Raw genomic sequence first — 19,009 nt, forward strand, 5'->3', positions numbered from 1 at the left:
ACACAGTTTTGTAGTACTCATGGTAAAAATAAACATATCAGACATCAATGTTTCGGAACCTTTATCCGATATGTTAGCTCCTTTGAATAGCGAACAAAGAGAGTTCCTGATGAATAATTACACAATACAGACCTACAAAAAAAATGAGATCATCTATTGTGAAGGTGAAACGCCGCGCCAGCTTATGTGCCTTATCAGTGGGAAAGTGAAGATTTTCAAAGATGGTGTCGGAGGAAGAAGCCAAATTATACGAATGATTAAGCCCCGCGAGTATTTCGCTTACCGGGCTTATTTTGCAAAAGAAGACTTCGTCACTGCGGCGGCTGCCTTTGAACCTGCCGTTGTCTGTTTGATTCCGATGAGTGTAATCTCTACTTTAATTACCCAGAACAACAATTTGGCCATGTTCTTTATTCGCCAACTCTCTATTGATTTGGGCATATCCGATGAGCGGACAGTCAATCTGACGCAGAAACATATCCGTGGTCGTCTGGCAGAATCTTTACTATTCCTTAAAGAAAACTACGGCTTGGAAGAAGACGGCTCTACTTTAAGTATTTATCTCTCGCGGGAAGATTTGGCAAACTTGTCGAACATGACAACTTCCAATGCCATACGTACCCTTTCTCAGTTTGCTACGGAACGATTGATAACCATCGACGGCAGAAAAATCAAAATTATCGATGAGGAAAGATTGAAGAAGATAAGCAAAATCGGATGATGTATGAGTATTCAGGCGGACCGGTTTTTCCTTCCTTTTTATGTATCAACTCGTTCAACTTCTGTAACACGATGTTCGGGCGCGCTTTCCCCCGGATTGCGGAAACAAAGATAAATTGCCGTTCGGGCAATTTTTATCCGACTTTTCTTATTCCGAACTAAAGTATGCGTTATCTTTGCAAATCGGAATTTTTATAAACCAGAGACAGAAGTGATTTCAGTAGAAAGATTATCGGTAGAGTTTAATGCGACGGCACTCTTTGAGGATGTCAGCTATGTGATAAATAAGAAAGACCGCATTGCCCTGGTGGGAAAGAACGGAGCGGGCAAATCGACCATGCTGAAAATATTGGCGGGCATGCAGACGCCCACACGGGGCACGGTGGCCCTCCCCAAAGACGTGACGGTGGGCTATCTGCCTCAGGTGATGATTCTTTCGGATGTCCGCACGGTGATGGAAGAAGCGGAACTGGCATTCAGCCATATATTTGAGCTTCAGGCGGAATTGGAGCGGATGAATCGCGAACTGTCCGACCGGACCGACTATGAGTCTGAGGAGTATCATGCGCTTATCGACAGGTTTACGCGCGAGAACGACCGCTTCCTGATGATGGGAGGAACAAATTTTCATGCCGAAATAGAGCGGACGCTGATGGGACTGGGTTTCGTCAGAGAAGACTTCAACCGTCTTACCTCCGAATTCTCGGGCGGATGGAGAATGCGTATCGAACTGGCGAAACTGTTGTTGAGGCGTCCGGATGTGTTGTTGCTCGACGAGCCTACCAACCATTTGGATATCGAGAGCATCCAATGGCTGGAAAACTTTCTGTCGACCCGTGCCAACGCCGTAGTGTTGGTGAGCCACGACCGTGCTTTCCTTAATAATGTGACTACCCGCACCATTGAAATATCTTGCGGACAAATCTATGATTATAAAGTGAGGTACGACGAGTTTGTCGTATTGCGCAAAGAGCGTCGCGAACAACAGCTTCGCGCGTACGAGAATCAGCAGAAGCAAATTGAAGATACGGAAAATTTTATCGAACGGTTTCGATACAAAGCCACAAAAGCCGTTCAGGTGCAGAGCCGCATCAAGCAGTTGGAGCGGATCGAACGCATAGAGGTAGACGAAGAAGACAACTCTTCGTTGCGGTTGAAGTTTCCTCCGGCGGGGCGGAGCGGGAATTATCCGCTCATTTGCGAAGAGGTGAGTAAGAGCTATGGCGAGCATACTGTTTTCCGCAGGGTGAACTTCACAATCAACCGCGGCGAGAAAGTAGCTTTTGTGGGGAAAAACGGTGAAGGGAAATCGACTTTGGTGAAATGTATCATGGACGAAATCGACTATGGCGGAAAACTTACGGTAGGGCATAACGTGCAGATCGGATATTTTGCGCAGAATCAGGCGCAAATGCTCGATGAAAATTTCACGGTGTTCGATACCATCGACCGGGTGGCGGTCGGAGATATCCGGTTAAAGATACGCGATATATTGGGAGCCTTCATGTTTGGAGGCGAAGCCTCCGACAAAAAAGTCAAAGTGCTTTCCGGAGGAGAACGCACCCGGCTGGCTATGATCAAACTTCTGCTCGAACCGGTCAATTTCCTTATTCTCGACGAGCCGACCAATCATTTGGATATGCGTTCGAAAGATGTTTTGAAAGAAGCCATTCGCGAGTTCGACGGAACCGTGATTATTGTGAGCCACGACCGTGATTTTCTCGACGGACTGGTAAGCAAGGTTTACGAGTTTGGCGGCGGAGCGGTGCGCGAGCATTTGGGGGGTATATATGAGTTTCTGCAAAAGAAAAAGATCGAAAGCCTGAATGAACTCCAGAAAGAAACGGTCCTGTCGCCTGCCGCTCCCGCTCAGGCAAAAGCCGTTGATGCGGACGGAGAAAAAGCTTCGGAAAACAAGCTTTCGTATGAAGCGCAGAAAGAACTGAATAAGCGAATGAAAAAGCTCGAACGCCGGGTAGCCGACTGTGAGAAGACGATAGAAAAGATGGAAGCGGACATCGCTCTTTTGGAAGAAAAGATGGCGACCCCCGAAGGCGCTTCGGACAAACAACTTTACGAACAGTATCAGAACATGAAACAAAGGCTGGACGCTATCGTGGAAGAGTGGGAAGAAGCTTCCATCGAGTTAGAGAATGCGTCGGGGATGTAGATACGAACCGATTCGATATTTGTATATTGCAATTTTAAAAAAAACATGAATTATGAAAATAACCAAGTATTTACCGATTTTTGCTCTTTGCCTTATGACGACAGGATGTAACAGCAGGAAAGAAGCTGCGCTTGCTTCGGGTATCAACCTTGCTAATTTGGATACTACGGCTCTGCCGGGTACGGATTTTTATCAATATGCTTGCGGTGGTTGGATGAAGAACCATCCGCTGACAGGCGAGTATTCGCGTTTCGGATCTTTCGACATGTTGCGCGAAAACAACAGGGAACAATTGAAAGAACTGATTGTGGAACTGGCTGCCAAAGAAGACAATGTGCCCGGAAGCGCTGCTCAAAAGGTGGGTGATCTTTACAACATTGCCATGGACAGCGTGAAGCTTAATAAGGAAGGCGCCGCGCCTGTAAAAAAAGAGCTGGAAGCGATAGCGGCTCTGAAGGATAAAAGCGAAATATATGCGTTCATTGCCGAACAGCATAAGAAAGGCATTCATCCGTATTTCCACTTCTATGTAAGCGCGGACGACATGAATAGTTCGATGAATATCGTTCATACTTACCAAGGCGGCCTGGGAATGGGAGAACGCGACTATTATCTGGAAGACGACGAGCAGACGAAAAACATACGCGATAAATACCAACAGCACATTGCCCGGATGTTTGGTCTGGCAGGATACGATGAAGCGACTGCCCGAAAAGCGGTCGAAGCTGTGATGAACATCGAGACGCGTTTGGCCAAAGCCGCCCGTTCGCAAGTCGAATTGCGCGATCCGCATGCCAACTACAATAAGATGACAGTGGATACGCTGAAGATAAATTATCCTACTTTCGACACTGATGCTTTCTTTTCGGCAGCAGGGCTGAAAGACTTGAAAGAACTTAATGTGGGACAACCTCAGTCGTTCAAGGAAGTTGCCGATATCATAAATTCCGTACCCCTCGACAAGCAGAAACTCTATTTGCAGTGGGGAGTAATCAATACGGCCGCTTCTTTCCTGAGCGATGACTTCGTGGCGCAGGATTTCGAATTTTACGGCAAGACGATGTCGGGCAAGAAAGAAATGCAGCCACGCTGGAAACGTGCGGTGGCCACCGTCGACGGCTCTCTCGGCGAAGTGGTGGGACAGATGTATGTGGAAAAATATTTCCCGGCCGAAGCCAAACAACGAATGGTGACTTTGGTGAAGAATCTGCAAACGTCTTTGGGCGACCGCATCAAGGCGCTTGAATGGATGAGCGAACCGACGAAGGAAAAGGCGTTGGAAAAACTATCGACTTTTCATGTGAAAATAGGGTATCCCGACAAATGGAAAGACTATTCCGCTTTAGAGATCAAAAACGATTCGTATTGGGCAAACATCGAACGTGCCAGTCGTTGGGAGTATGAGGATATGATGGCTAAGGCAGGGAAGCCGGTGGACAAGGATGAATGGCTCATGACTCCTCAGACGGTGAACGCTTATTACAACCCGACGACGAACGAGATATGTTTCCCCGCCGCTATTCTTCAAGCTCCTTTCTTCGATATGAATGCCGACGACGCGATGAACTACGGAGCCATCGGTGTGGTGATCGGCCATGAAATGACGCACGGCTTCGATGATCAGGGACGTCAATACGACAAGGACGGAAATTTGAAAGACTGGTGGACGGAAGAAGACGCGCGGAAATTTAACGAGCGCGCTCAGATGATGGTAACCTTCTTCGACAGCATCCGGGTGGCTCCGGGAGTGTATGCGAACGGTCAGCTGACATTGGGTGAGAATATCGCCGACCATGGCGGATTGCTTGTTTCTTATCAGGCCTTTAAAAAAGCAATGGAGAAGTCTCCGCTGGGAGTTGTCGACGGCTTTACACCCGAACAGCGCTTCTTCTTGGCCTATGCCAATGTGTGGGCGGGAAACATCCGTCCCGAAGAGATATTGCGGCTTACCAAGCTCGATCCGCACTCGCTGGGCAAATGGCGTGTAAACGGGGCATTGCCGCATATAGGACCTTGGTATGAAGCTTTCCGTATCACCGAAAAAGACCCGATATTCGTGCCTGAAGATAAACGAGTATCTATTTGGTAATCATTTTTTTAATTAATTCACATCCCATTTGTTACGTACGATAAACAATATTTCGTAACTTTGCGCATCAAATACTTAATAAGCAATTCAATGTTAGGGTCTAAAAGAATAAAAAACGCGCTGGTATCTGTATACCATAAAGAAGGCTTGGATGAGATTATTACCAAACTTCATGAGGAGGGAGTGGAGTTTCTGTCGACAGGCGGAACCCGTCAGTTTATAGAATCGTTGGGATATCCTTGTAAGGCTGTGGAAGACTTGACTTCGTATCCTTCTATTCTGGGAGGGAGGGTGAAGACTTTGCATCCGAAAATTTTCGGTGGAATCCTTTGCCGACGTTCGTTGGAGCAAGATATTCAGCAAATTGAGAAATACGAAATCCCCGAAATAGATTTGGTTATTGTCGATTTGTATCCGTTCGAAGCGACTGTAGCTTCGGGTGCGTCGGAAAGCGAAATCATTGAGAAAATCGATATCGGGGGAATCTCTTTGATCCGTGCCGCCGCCAAGAATTATAACGATGTGATTATCGTTGCGTCTCAGGCTCAATATAAGCCTTTGCTGGATATGCTGATGGAGCACGGAGCCAGTTCTTCTTTGGAAGAACGTCGTTGGATGGCTAAGGAAGCATTTGCGGTATCTTCTCATTACGATTCGGCTATTTTTAATTATTTTGATGCCGGCGAAGGCTCTGCTTTCCGTTATTCCACAAACAACCCGAAGATGCTCCGATATGGTGAGAATCCGCATCAGAGAGGATATTTCTATGGTAATTTGGACGATATGTTCGATCAGATTCATGGAAAGGAGATTTCTTACAACAATTTGTTGGACATCAATGCGGCTGTCGAACTGATAGATGAGTTCGACGATGTGACCTTTGCCATTTTGAAGCATAATAATGCTTGCGGATTGGCTTCACGTTCTTCTGTTTCGGAGGCATGGAAAGATGCGCTGGCAGGCGATCCCGTTTCGGCTTTCGGAGGAGTGTTGATTACGAACGGAGTGATTGATAAAGAAGCTGCGGAAGAAATCAACAAGATATTCTTCGAAGTGATTATCGCGCCGGACTACGATGTGGATGCGCTTGAAATATTGGGACAAAAAAAGAATCGTATCATTCTGGTTCGCAAAGAAAACAAACTTCCTAAAAAACAATTCCGCTCATTATTGAACGGCGTGTTGGCGCAAGACAAGGATTTGAACATTGAAACAGCGGCGGACTTGAGAATTGTGACGGAAAAAGCTCCTACGGCAACCGAAATAGCCGATATGCTTTTTGCCAATAAAATCGTTAAGAACAGTAAATCGAATGCGATAGTACTGGCAAAAGGGAAGCAGTTGCTGGCAAGCGGAGTGGGGCAGACTTCACGTGTGGATGCTTTGAAGCAAGCTATCGAGAAAGCGAAATCGTTCGGGTTCGACTTGAAAGGAGCGGTTATGGCATCCGACGCTTTCTTTCCTTTCCCCGACTGCGTAGAGATAGCAGACAAAGAAGGTGTTTCTGCTGTAATTCAACCGGGTGGTTCGATAAAGGACGATTTGTCTTTTGCTTACTGCAATGAGCACGGAATGGCAATGGCTGTTACCGGAATAAGACATTTTAAACACTAATTTAATAGCCAATCAGACTATTTGCGATTTACGATTGAAAGATGATTTGAACGTGAATGGTGAGATTGTAGAATAAGAGAATTTTTAATCGTAAACTGTAAACCAATAAAATCTTAAAATAATATGGGATTATTTTCTTTTACACAAGAAATAGCGATGGACTTGGGGACGGCCAATACCATCATCATCACTAACGGAAAGATAGTGGTGGATGAACCTTCGGTTGTTGCGTTGGACCGCCGTACAGATAAAATGATTGCCGTGGGTGAAAAGGCAAAACTGATGCATGAAAAGACTCATGAAAATATACGTACCATTCGTCCGCTGAGAGATGGAGTGATTGCCGACTTTCATGCATGTGAACAGATGATGCGAGGATTGATTAAGCAAGTAAATACTCGCAATCGTTTGTTTTCGCCTTCTTTGCGAATGGTTATTGGTGTTCCTTCAGGAAGTACGGAAGTGGAATTGCGTGCAGTCCGTGACTCTGCCGTACCTGCAGGAGGACGTGATGTTTATCTGATTTTTGAGCCGATGGCTGCCGCTATAGGTATCGGAATTGACGTAGAAGCTCCCGAAGGCAATATGATTGTAGATATAGGCGGGGGATCGACTGAAATCGCGGTTATATCTTTGGGGGGTATTGTTTCCAATAATTCTATCCGTATTGCCGGTGATGATTTGACGGCGGATATTCAAGAATACATGAATCGCCAGCATAATGTAAAGGTGAGTGAACGTATGGCGGAACGTATTAAAATTAATGTAGGCGCCGCTTTAACAGAATTGGGTGAAGATGCTCCGGAGGATTATATCGTTCACGGACCTAACCGTATTACGGCTTTACCGATGGAGGTGCCTGTGTGTTATCAGGAAATCGCTCATTGTTTGGAAAAATCTGTTTCTAAAATTGAAACCGCTATCTTGAGCGCTTTGGAGAATACTCCTCCCGAATTGTATGCGGATATCGTTCATAATGGAATTTATCTGGCCGGAGGTGGAGCTTTGTTGCGTGGATTGGATAAACGTTTGACCGATAAAATCAATATACCTTTCCATATTGCCGAAGATCCTTTGCATGCGGTTGCCAAAGGAACAGGTATAGCTTTGAAAAATGTAGAACGCTTCTCGTTCTTGATGAGATAACACTTGATAAGGATGTGAGTAAAGAAAGTGTCTGAAGAGTGATTAGGAATAAAGTTTTCTTTTGCTATAGCTTGTCCGTGACGGGATTAAACATAAGATGCGGATTTCTCAGACACCTCCTTTATTCTTAAAGGGAAAATATGCGGAATCTGATAAACTTCCTTCTGAAATACAATTACTGGTTCCTCTTTATTTTGTTAGAGGTAGCCAGTTTTGTTTTGTTATTTCGGTTCAACCGGTATCAACAGAGTGCTTTTTTCACTTCTGCGAATATGGTTGCAGGGATTGTTTATGAAATTTCCGGAGGTATTTCTTCTTATTTTCACTTAAAATCGGCGAACAGTGATTTACTTGATCGGAACATTGTGCTCGAGCAACAAATCAGAAATTTGGAAAGAGCGTTGAAAGAACACCGAATGGATTCGATTACGATCAATGCCATTAGAGAGATACCGCAAACCGATTATAAGTTGTTTAAGGCGGAGGTTATTAAAAACAGCATTAATCTGGGGGATAATTATATTACATTGAATAAAGGTTACAATGAAGGTATCAGACCTGAAATGGGAGTGGTAGACGGGAATGGAATAGTAGGTATTGTATATGAAACGTCTCCCTCTTATTCGTTGGTTATTTCTGTATTGAACAGTAAATCGAACATAAGCTGCAAGATTGTAGGCAGCGATTATTTTGGGTATTTGAAATGGGAACGAGGTGATTCTCGTTATGCTTATTTGAAAGATTTGCCCCGGCATGCGGAATTTAATCTGGGGGATACGGTAGTGACTAGTGGGTTCTCGACCGTTTTTCCGGAGGGTATTATCGTTGGCACTGTAGATGATATGTCCGATTCTCATGATGGCTTGTCATATTTGCTGAAAATCAAACTCGCGACAGATTTTGGTAAGATTAGTGATGTCCGGGTTATTGCGCGAAACGGTCAACAAGAATTGAAGGAACTCGATAATAAGATTATAAGGCAATGATAATAACTTATATACATAGAATCGGATGGTTCATTGGGTTGGCTCTGCTTCAGGTGCTTATTCTCAATAATGTTCATATTGGCGGATATGCGACTCCTTTTCTTTATATCTATTTTATTTTGAAGTTTAGCTCCGGTTGCTCACGGAATGAGTTGATGTTGTGGGCTTTCTTTTTTGGGCTGACAATCGATATCTTTGCCGATACGCCCGGAATGAATGCGGCGGCTACTGTATTGCTGGCTTTTCTTCGTCCTTCGTTATTGCGTTTGTTTATGCCGCGTGATAATCTGGATAGTATTGTTCCTTCTTTCCGGACAATGGGTGTCGGTCCCTTTATGAAATATACTGTTAGTAGTGTCTTTGTTCATTGTCTGGTGTTGCTTTCCATTGAGTTTTTCTCATTTTCGGGTATTGGGCTGTTATTGTTGCAGGTAATTGCCTGCACTCTTCTTACTGTCACTTGCATTGCCGCTATAGAGGGAATAAGGAGCTAAGAATGGCAAAAGATTATACGTTAGAAAAGAGGAAATTCGTTGTCGGAGGAATAGCTCTGTCCATCGTTATTATCTATTTGATACGTCTTTTTGTTTTACAGATAATGACCGACGATTACAAGAAGCATGCGGACAGTAATGCTTTTCTGAATAAAATTCAGTATCCTTCGCGTGGAGCCATCTATGACAGAAACGGGAAATTGCTGGTGTTTAATCAACCTGCATATGATATTACTGTTATTCCCAAAGAGATTGAAAATCTGGATACGCTTGACCTCTGCGAATCACTGGGTATTACTCGCGCCCAATTCCTGAAGATAATGAACGATATGAGAGATCGTTATCGGAATCCCGGATACTCTAAATATACCAATCAACCGTTTATGTCTCAACTGTCCGCCGAAGAATGCGGTGTATTTCAGGAGAAATTGTTTAAATTCAGAGGGTTCTATGTTCAGCGGCGCACTATTCGCCAGTATAGTTATAATGCTGCCGCTCATGCTTTGGGCGACATTGGAGAGGTCTCGGTGAAAGATATGGAGGCGGATGAGGACGGATATTATATTCGCGGGGATTACATCGGAAAGCTCGGAGTAGAAAGGACTTATGAAAAATACCTGCGTGGTGAGAAAGGAGTGGAGGTGTTGCTTAGAGATGCTCATGGTCGTATTCAAGGACATTATATGGATGGCGAATATGACAAGCCTTCTATTCCGGGAAAGAATTTGACTTTGAGTTTGGATATCGATTTGCAAATGTTGGGCGAACGATTACTGAAGAATAAAATCGGAAGTATTGTTGCCATTGAACCGGAGAGCGGGGAGATTCTTTGTTTGGTATCTTCTCCGAATTATGATCCGCATTTGATGATTGGACGTCAGCGGGGTAAAAATCATTTGGTTTTACAACGCGACAAAAAGAAACCTCTTTTAAACCGTGCGTTGATGGGAGTGTATCCTCCCGGTTCTACTTTTAAAACGGCGCAAGGATTGACTTTTTTGCAGGAAGGTATTGTTTCTACACAAAGCCCTTTATTCCCGTGTTCGCATGGCTTTCATTACGGAAGACTTACTGTTGGATGCCATGCTCATGGTTCGCCATTGCCTTTGATCCCTTCTATTGCGACTTCATGCAACTCTTACTTTTGCTGGGGACTGTTTCGTATGTTTGGAGACCGGAAGTATGGCTCGCCTCAGAATGCTATTACGGTCTGGAAAGATCACATGGTATCTCAAGGTTTCGGTTATAAGTTAGGAGTTGACTTGCCGGGAGAAAAGAGAGGGTTGATTCCGAACGCGCAATTTTATGATAAAGCATATAGGGGGCATTGGAATGGGCTGACCGTAATTAGTATTGCTATCGGGCAGGGGGAGATCTTAACAACACCTTTGCAAATAGCTAACTTGGGAGCCACCATAGCTAATCGGGGATATTTCATTACTCCTCATATCGTGAAGGAAATACAAGGAGAGCAGTTGGACAGTCTTTATCGTTTTCCGCGTTATACAACAATAGATAAGAAGCATTATGAGGATGTGGCAATTGGTATGAGGGCTGCGGTGACCGGAGGAACATGTCGGGTGGCGGGAACAATACTTCCGAATGTGGAAATTTGCGGTAAAACCGGAACTGCGCAGAATCGAGGACACGACCATTCCGTTTTTATGGGATTTGCCCCTATGGATAAACCTAAGATTGCCGTCGCTGTTTATGTGGAGAATGGTGGCTTCGGTGCGGTATACGGTGTGCCGATCGGTACGTTGATAATGGAACAGTATTTGAATGGAACTTTGTCTCCGTCGAGCGAAGCGAAAGCAGAAGAGTATAGTAATAGAATAATTAGTTATGGCGACGAGGAACGTTAGTTTGTGGAAATCTTTAGATTGGGTAACTATTGTTGTTTACTTATTTCTGATTATTGCAGGATGGTTTAGTGTGTGCGGAGCCAGCTATGATTATGGGAATCGTGATTTTTTCGACTTCTCCACTCGTGCCGGGAAGCAGTTCGTTTGGATTATCTGCTCTTTCGGATTGGGTTTTATTCTATTGATGTTGGAAGAGAGAATGTATGATATATTTGCATATATTATATATGTAGGCATGATCTTATTGCTCATTGTGACTATTTTTATTGCTCCTGATACAAAGGGATCGCGATCTTGGTTGGTAATGGGGCCGGTCAGTCTGCAGCCGGCAGAGTTTGCTAAGTTCGCTACGGCCTTGGCACTATCAAAATACATGAATTCTTACTCATTCAGTATAAAGAAAAGAAAGAGCATCTTAACCTTATCTTTCTTGATATTGCTTCCCATGCTTTTAATTATAGGTCAGCGCGAAACAGGATCGGCATTGGTTTATTTAGCTTTCTTTTTGGTCCTGTATCGTGAAGGAATGCCGGGGGTAGTACTTTTTGCCGGACTATGTGCTGTCGTATATTTTATTCTAGGTATTCGTTTTGATGAAGTGTATATTGCGGATACTCCGACTCCTTTGGGGGATTTTATGGTGTTATCGTTGGTGTTGCTGTTTTCTGCGGGAATGGTTTGGGTATATCGTAAAAAGTGGGAGCCTGCGCGTAATATGATTGTTGGAATCCTGCTCGTTTTATTGATCGCTTATTTAATATCGGAGTATGTTGTTCATTTTAATTTGGTGTGGGTGCAGTGGGGACTTTGTGTAGTTACAATAGGCTATTTATTCTATTTGGCGTTGACCGAACGCCGGCGATCTTATTTTTTAATAGGATTGTTTGCGATTGCTTCTATTGGTTTTTTGTATTCAAGCAATTATGTTTTTGATAATATCCTCGAACCTCACCAGCAGATTCGTATTAAAGTGGTATTGGGACTGGAAGAAGATTTAGCCGGAGCAGGATATAATGTGAATCAGTCTAAAATTGCAATTGGTTCCGGAGGACTGACTGGTAAAGGTTTCCTGAACGGAACTCAAACAAAACTGAAATATGTGCCGGAACAGGATACTGATTTTATCTTTTGTACGGTAGGAGAGGAGCAGGGCTTTATTGGTTCTGCGGCGGTGTTGCTGGGCTTTCTTATTCTGATACTTCGATTGATAACGTTATCAGAACGTCAAACTTCCACTTTTGGCCGAGTCTACGGATATTCGGTTCTCAGTATTTTCCTTTTTCATCTGTTTATTAATATCGGAATGGTACTTGGACTTACACCTGTTATCGGTATTCCTTTACCTTTCTTTAGTTATGGAGGCTCTTCTCTTTGGGGATTTACTATCTTATTATTCATCTTTTTGCGAATTGATGCAGGAAGAAGTAGAAGACTTTAGGGGGCTTCTACAGCCATTCGATATGTGGTGCGTCTTTGAGTAAGACGTTCAGTGGTCTAAAAATATCTGTAGGAGAGGCGCCGAATATGAAACCGATTTTTTCTATGGGTACTGTAATAAATACAGTGGATGGGTAGCCACCTATTAAGCTTATTTCATCCATTAATGACCAAAGCAAGAGCTCAAAAGGCATTTGAGCCGGAAGAAGCGTCAACCCGGGAAATTCGACTTCATAATTAGTAGAGCTTTTGTCGGCCGGATGAGGCTTGAAGAATATATCGTAATCGGTTTTATATTTTTGGGCTATATGTTTTACATAGTTTTTCTGCTCTTTATCTTTCCCATTGGTTCCTATAATAATAAGATTCTTCTTGGGAGATTGATTGAATATTTTTTCGAATTTCGCTTTGTCGAAGTTGGCCATTTCATAAAATACAGTCTGATTTGCCTCATCTAATTCTTTTAATAGTTCCAGAGGCGAAACACTTAATGCCTTCATTTTATTCATTTCATCTTTTATATACAAGCTGTTTGTTTCCAACAATTCTTTGTTTTGCAGCAGAAGTCTATAATTGGGGCATGTCGACAAGTAATAACTCCATAGAGGTGATTCAAATTCAGGCAAGGCTCTTGTTTCCGTAATTCTTTTTGGATTTTCCCATGTCAGAGAGCTTATAGTTTCTCGATACTTTTCCCAATTCTTTGCTCCGGAGTCCGCATTCCCGAACGCATGGTTGAAGTTCTCGTATGTGGCAGTACCGTCGGAAAGCATGGTTACTTTCACTCTTGACGAATCGATACCTTGCTTGACAAACCAGTCGTAGCCTAAACGGGCTCTGAGATCATCTACTTGGAAACCAAAAATTGCATTTGGATCTTTTGCGTTGATTTCAAGAATTTTCTTTTTTATTTCATCGCGCATGACATTTTGTGATGATTTGTCACCATTAATTACGGTGATGTGTGATGGAACTTTCTCAGGATTGAATGTTCCTGTTCGTTCGTAAGAAAAGAAACTGGTTTTGTTATGAGACAACATGTGTAATCCTGCATACAGTGTAGGCATTGTTCCGAAAGTGACATAGAAAAAATAATCGGGTGAGTCGAAATTAGTATTGGCAGCACTTTGTTGCACGGTGAATGGAAGGCTTCCGTTCTTGTATATAAAATGAAGTTTAGCATGTCGCGCAGATTGTTTGTTTTCCGTAAACCTTAATACAAGCGTTGTTTTTCCCGGATCTCCTTGAATATGGCTAATTTCAAACCACTTTTCTTCCGTCTCTTTTTTTATTTCCCATGCTGTGTTTGAGCAAACTTCAAGTTGAAGAGCTTTGCTCTCCCAATTGGTTGATATAAAGTCTTTGCCTTCTTCAATATTGATATAAGGCGCTTTTTCATGATTACGGCATGCGATTAAAGAAAAGCAAGCAGCAGCGGATAATAATGATAGCCGGAATAGATTTTTTATTTTCATTGAGTATTTTTTCTAGTAATATTAGAGCTTATTTCTGTATTCTTATTCCGATATCGTTTAATCCTATTAAGGTTTCATCCTTCATACCGTGCGTAACTTTAAATGTATATCTACCGGTGGTATGGACAAACAATCCTTTTCTGATTAAATGTTCTGATGAATAAAGACCTCCCCAGCCGTTTCCAAGCCATTGTCCCTCTTTATTGGCAAGGCTGAAATTTAAAGTGTCTGTTCTGTAAACAGTTGAATCGGGTAAATTATGGCGGATGAGAAGGTATAGGTCACGATATGGGTAATTGATTTTGTTTCGTACTTCAGCAAATATTTTGAGACTGCCGGGTATCGTATCTGTAAGGGGAACCTGGAAGAAGAGTGTGTCACTCTTCTTCCAGCCTTTATAAGGAAGGGGTTGGTAGGAGTGATATATGATGTCTGTATGACATGCTGTTGCCAAGAATATACCCCACAAAACTACTATACTATTCCTGAACAGATTTCTCATTGTTTTTATTTCGTTTCTCCTCATGATTAACGTTTCTTCCGGCTTTGGAAGAACGTTCTCGAATAACGTGCTTTTTTTGCTCCTGCTTTTGCTCTTTATTGGCCCCCGTTTCTATGTTTTGTTCTTTTCCCGACTGTCGGTTCTTGTTGCTTTGTTCCCTGCTTTGCCTGTTTCGGTTATTGTTTACAGGACGGTTGTCTTTTGTCTTTTTATTGCTTTCGGAGTTTTGTAAGTGATTCCCGTTTTCAACAATCTGTTCTACAGGTTTAATACCTCCTTTTTTCTTTTTCCTATTCCGGCTTGCATTATTCCCTTCTTTATGATTCCGTCCGCGGTCAAATCTAGTCACGCTTTCTTGTTCCAGTAAATCGGTTGCTTTTTTCGGCTCTTGTCTTTCTTCCGCTTCTTGAAGGTTGTCGGGTTTCATTCCTTTCTTATTCATGGCGATAATTTCGAAAGCCCGTTTCCCGCTTATGGTGACCAAGTTGGCGGGGAAGCTTTTGTCGGTGGAGTATGAGATCTGATTGCTCAGAATGTCTGCCTTGAAGAAATAGAATGTTCCGTCTTTGGTTTCCAATTCAATTTCTTTGGATGGCAGCCGTTTCTGTGCCTCTACATAGCAGTCTACCTCATAGTTCATGCAGCATTTTAATTTGGCGCATTGTCCGGCAAGCTTTTGCGGGTTCAGGGAGATATCCTGAAAGCGTGCCGCACTTGTCGATACGGATACGAAACTCGTCATCCAAGTAGCACAGCAGAGCTCACGTCCACAGGGACCGATTCCTCCGATGCGCCCTGCTTCTTGCCGTGCACCGATCTGTTTCATCTCAATGCGTACCCGAAAAGCGTCGGCTAGAACTTTGATCAGTTGGCGGAAGTCTACTCGCTCATCGGCGATATAGTAAAAGATAGCTTTGTTTCCATCACCCTGATACTCCACGTCTCCGATTTTCATATTGAGATTCAAGTTCAATGCTATTTGGCGGGCTCGAATCATGGTTGCATGTTCTTTTGCTTTGGCTTCGTTGAACTTTTCCATATCTACCGGCTTGGCTTTCCGGTAAATACGTTTGATTTCGGCATCGGCTTTCAGATTGCTTTTCCGCATTTGCAAGGGAACCAAGCGTCCGGTCAGCGTTACCACACCGATGTCGTGTCCGGGAGTCGCCTCTACGGCAACAACATCTCCTTTTTCCAATTGTATTTTATTACTGTTGCGGTAATATCCTTTTCGTGTATTCTTGAACTGTACTTCTACCATCTCGCATTCTTCGGCATTGCCGGGGATGTCTGCCAGCCAGTCGTATGTATTTAACTTGTTGTCTTGGCGGGAACAACCTTTGCAACAAAGTTTTCCGCTGCCGTTATAAAGTTTATATTCCATCAGTCTGTATACTATTTAATAATTTTACGGTTTTAATATATTCTTAGTTCTTTAAAAGAACAATTGTTTTCAGTGAAAAATCAAAGAACACCATTTTAGCATTTACATTCTGCTCTATGTGCAACTGCGCTTCACTTAACTCATCCATGATTCCCATCACATTTCTTTCATTGATAAAAGGAGAGAAGCGGGTGGCGAAATTCTGTTCGCTTATTGTCATATATGTGAGGTCGTTTTGATGCAGATTATAAATGAAGTTTTCTCGAACCATACGCTGACAATATTCTAAAAAACTTTTTTGGCGTTCGCGTCCCATTCCGGCCACTTGTTCGCTCCATAACTTCATTTCTCTGATTTTTCGTTGGTAAGACAGACGCATCAAACTTACGAACAGATTGAAAAACAACTCGTTCTCTTCGTTCAGATGAATTGACTCGAGTGCTTTGATGAAATTGCCATTGGCGAGGTGAGCGATAGAATGGCTGCTGTTTTCCAGGATTCCGTATCTTTCTTGCAATACGCGGTCGATGCTTGCTTCATCAATTTTTCGTACATTGATCCGTTGGGTGCGGCTCTGTATGGTTGGGAGAATCATGTCCGGCGCTTCGGAAACGAGAAGAAAAACAGTCTGTGCCGGTGGCTCTTCCAAGAGTTTCAACAGTTTGTTCGCACATACCGGATGCATTTTTTCGGGTAGCCATATAATGGTGATCTTATACCCTCCCTCACTCGATTTCAGAGTGAGTTTTCTGAGAATCTCGTCACTTTCTTTCGCATATATCAGCGCTTGAGAGTTTTCTGCTTCTATTTCATTCAGCCAATGGTTCAGGTTGAAATAGGGATTTTTTATCACGAATGCCCTCCAGTCGGCAATGTAATCATCGCAAACGTCTTTTTTCTTTTTAGTGTTTTTTACGATGGGAAATGCAAAATGTATATCGGGGTGAACCAGCTTGTTGAATTTTACGCACGAAGGACATGTCCCGCATGCATCTGTCGCACTGCGGTTGGCACAGCTGATATATCGGGCATAGGCAATGGCCAAAGGCATGGTTCCTACCCCTTCTTGTCCGCAAATGAGTTGGGCATGAGCTATTCGCCCTTCGTTTACATCTCCGATAAGGCGTTGCTTAATCTCTTCTTGACCGATTACATCTCTGAAAAACACTGTAGTATTGATTGTAAGTTTGTCATTTATAACTGATAATCTTTTTTTCTTATTTCAATAGATGAGTTTCGCTACTTCTTTAATACTTTCTACCGCTCCGATGGAGTAAAAATGGATGCTTGGCACCCCGAAAGACATCAATTCTTTACATTGATTCACGCTCCACTCAATCCCTATTTGTTCTACTTCCGATTCGTTTTTGCATTTCAAAACTTCTTTCACCAGATCTTCCGGTAGGTCTACTTTAAACGTTTTCGGAATCATGCTTAGTTGAGAGGTCCTTCTGAACGGTTTGATTCCCGGAATGATTGGAATATGAATACCTGCGGCTTTGGCTTGCTTCACGAAATCGAAGTATTTTTTATTATCGTAGAACAGTTGGGTTACGGCGTATTCCGCGCCGGCCTCCATTTTCTTTTTCAACCAATATAAATCAGCTTCCATGTTGGGAGCCTCTTCATGTTTCTCCGGATAGCAGGCTACTCCATATGAAAAAGGTGTATTGGTGACTTTCATTTCCGAGCCGTCTACAAAAATGCCCTGGTTGAAGCGGTTTATTTGTTCTTGCAATTCGATGGCATGATAATATCCGTCTTTTTCCGGAGTAAAAGAAGATTCGTGCTTGGCTTTATCTCCACGGAGAACCAAGAGGTCGGTGATGTTCAGAAACTGCAAGTCCAACAGCACATATTCGGTTTCCTCACGGCTGAATCCGCTGCATAAGATATGAGGCACTACTGTGATGTTATATTTGTTTTGGATAGCGGCCGCTACTGCGACGGTACCTGGGCGTCTTCTGAGACGATTTCTTTGGTATAATCCGTTTCCCAAATCTTTGTATACATATTCACTGCGATGAGTGGTGATGTTGATGTATTTGGGGTCAAACTCTCTCAGTGTGTCAATATCCTCATATAGCTTTTCTATTCCGGTTCCTTTCAAAGGCGGAAGTATCTCAAAAGAAAATGCGGTTTTTGTATTGTTATGTATTAAATCGATAACTCTCATTCTTTATATTATTTGCAGCTTGTGCATTACTTGAAAAACTCTCATCTTGGGACAAAAATACGAAAAAAGAAAGATTTTCTCTCGTAATACCTGAAAATAGTTTGCTTTTGTTCTGGAAAACATCGAGTGTGGTCATGTTGTTGTATCTTAAATTTGCCAATCTCTTTTAGTTCATATAATATTATTATCGGTCTATTCTATATCATCGAACCGAGGCTGTTTATCCTTTTTTACTTTTCTGAAAATTTTTCTTTTATTTTGCATTTCTCTTTATTTCTCTTTTTCCTTGTTTCTTTTCCGTTTAATTTCGCACTTTATTGTCGTTGGCTTGTGTTTTTATAAGCCTGTAATATGAGAGGTAGCTTTGTGTAGTTTATGACGGCTTTTTACGCTTTTTCGCGCCACTTGCTAAGAAGAGGTATTTCCATAAAACGCAACCGACATCCGAATGGTGCACGTCCGTCAGACGTATTGGCGGTTAAAAGGAAAAACTTGCGGTTGGAATGAAAAAGGTGTAATGCCTTCACGCATATTCGGTATGTGCTATGCCTGCATTTCGCAGAGCCAATCATGTGTGTGATGTACTTGCTTTTCGTCTCTTTTCTTCTTCAAGTAAAAGCTTTTCCGTGTAACAATCATGTGTGTGATATACTTGCTTTTCTTTTGTATGCGTCACCGATTCTCTTTCGCGCCGGACGTCGTTAATCGTATGCCGCTTGCTTTCCTTCAATAGGGATGGAATGTCTGAGATGTTTGCAGGCCGTATGGCAGGGTTTCTTTGCTGTCTGTGAAACCTCTTGCCGGTGCTACCGCAAGTCAGATTGTCAATCATCATGCGGTTGCTTTGCCGTATGTGAACCATATTAGGCTCCCCCGCACCATCTCCTACGGCATGATGGCGAGCTTGCTTTGGCCCATGTGAAACGCCATGCCGATGCCAACGAAAGTTGT

Annotated in this window: 15 protein-coding genes; 9 read left to right on the forward strand and 6 right to left on the reverse strand. The window is 43.0% G+C overall.

The features are described 5' to 3' along the window. The first annotated feature begins 19 nt into the window (after positions 1-19). The 9 genes from C234_RS0107510 to rodA all read left to right on the forward strand — a co-directional run bounded on the left by C234_RS0107510 (position 20) and on the right by rodA (position 12,522). Positions 20-721: a Crp/Fnr family transcriptional regulator gene (locus tag C234_RS0107510; protein WP_027325251.1), complete on the forward strand. Its 702-nt coding sequence runs from the start codon at positions 20-22 to the stop codon at positions 719-721. Between the two features lie 210 nt (positions 722-931). Further along, positions 932-2,890: a ribosomal protection-like ABC-F family protein gene (gene abc-f / locus C234_RS0107520; RefSeq protein WP_027325252.1), complete on the forward strand. Its 1,959-nt coding sequence runs from the start codon at positions 932-934 to the stop codon at positions 2,888-2,890. Positions 2,891-2,942: 52 nt separating this feature from the next. After that, on the forward strand, positions 2,943-4,979 hold the full coding sequence (locus tag C234_RS0107525) for a M13 family metallopeptidase (RefSeq protein WP_027325253.1): 2,037 nt from the start codon (positions 2,943-2,945) through the stop codon (positions 4,977-4,979). 90 nt (positions 4,980-5,069) lie between these two features. After that, the gene (purH, locus tag C234_RS0107530) at positions 5,070-6,593 is read left to right on the forward strand and encodes a bifunctional phosphoribosylaminoimidazolecarboxamide formyltransferase/IMP cyclohydrolase (RefSeq protein ID WP_027325254.1); all 1,524 of its coding nucleotides are present in this window, start codon (positions 5,070-5,072) and stop codon (positions 6,591-6,593) included. 123 nt (positions 6,594-6,716) lie between these two features. Beyond that, the gene (locus tag C234_RS0107535) at positions 6,717-7,739 is read left to right on the forward strand and encodes a rod shape-determining protein (RefSeq protein ID WP_027325255.1); all 1,023 of its coding nucleotides are present in this window, start codon (positions 6,717-6,719) and stop codon (positions 7,737-7,739) included. A 140-nt stretch (positions 7,740-7,879) separates the two neighbouring features. Continuing rightward, on the forward strand, positions 7,880-8,725 hold the full coding sequence (gene mreC / locus C234_RS0107540; RefSeq protein WP_027325256.1) for a rod shape-determining protein MreC: 846 nt from the start codon (positions 7,880-7,882) through the stop codon (positions 8,723-8,725). Next, complete coding sequence (mreD, locus tag C234_RS0107545; RefSeq protein WP_027325257.1) at positions 8,722-9,219, forward strand: rod shape-determining protein MreD; 498 nt, start codon at positions 8,722-8,724, stop codon at positions 9,217-9,219. Before mreC ends, mreD begins: the two co-directional genes overlap by 4 nt. A gap of 2 nt (positions 9,220-9,221) precedes the next feature. Then, positions 9,222-11,084, forward strand: a complete 1,863-nt coding sequence (locus C234_RS0107550; RefSeq protein WP_027325258.1) for a penicillin-binding transpeptidase domain-containing protein — start codon at positions 9,222-9,224, stop codon at positions 11,082-11,084. Further along, complete coding sequence (gene rodA / locus C234_RS0107555; RefSeq protein ID WP_027325259.1) at positions 11,065-12,522, forward strand: rod shape-determining protein RodA; 1,458 nt, start codon at positions 11,065-11,067, stop codon at positions 12,520-12,522. Before C234_RS0107550 ends, rodA begins: the two co-directional genes overlap by 20 nt. Positions 12,523-12,529: 7 nt before the next feature. On the opposite strand, the gene C234_RS0107560 is transcribed toward rodA, so the two are convergent. The 6 genes from C234_RS0107560 to C234_RS17885 form a co-directional block, all read right to left on the reverse strand. Then, a complete protein-coding gene (locus C234_RS0107560) occupies positions 12,530-13,996 on the reverse strand; it encodes a glycosyltransferase family 52 (RefSeq protein WP_051290196.1) in 1,467 nt (488 codons plus the stop codon). A gap of 28 nt (positions 13,997-14,024) precedes the next feature. Continuing rightward, complete coding sequence (gldH, locus tag C234_RS0107565) at positions 14,025-14,498, reverse strand: gliding motility lipoprotein GldH (protein WP_027325261.1); 474 nt, start codon at positions 14,496-14,498, stop codon at positions 14,025-14,027. Continuing rightward, on the reverse strand, positions 14,476-15,882 hold the full coding sequence (locus C234_RS0107570; RefSeq protein ID WP_027325262.1) for a PSP1 domain-containing protein: 1,407 nt from the start codon (positions 15,880-15,882) through the stop codon (positions 14,476-14,478). The genes gldH and C234_RS0107570 overlap by 23 nt, the downstream gene beginning before the upstream one ends. Positions 15,883-15,925: 43 nt before the next feature. Further along, entirely contained in the window at positions 15,926-17,050 is a 1,125-nt protein-coding gene (locus tag C234_RS0107575; RefSeq protein ID WP_027325263.1) for a DNA polymerase III subunit, read from the reverse strand. A 54-nt stretch (positions 17,051-17,104) separates the two neighbouring features. Further along, entirely contained in the window at positions 17,105-18,058 is a 954-nt protein-coding gene (gene metF, locus C234_RS0107580) for a methylenetetrahydrofolate reductase [NAD(P)H] (RefSeq protein ID WP_027325264.1), read from the reverse strand. Positions 18,059-18,626: 568 nt separating this feature from the next. Beyond that, positions 18,627-19,009, reverse strand: a 383-nt coding sequence (locus tag C234_RS17885) for a hypothetical protein (protein WP_211231528.1), incomplete at its 5' end; no start/stop codon positions are given.

This window comes from Bacteroides pyogenes DSM 20611 = JCM 6294, assembly GCF_000428105.1.
In the GTDB taxonomy this organism is placed as follows: Bacteria; Bacteroidota; Bacteroidia; order Bacteroidales; family Bacteroidaceae; genus Bacteroides; species Bacteroides pyogenes.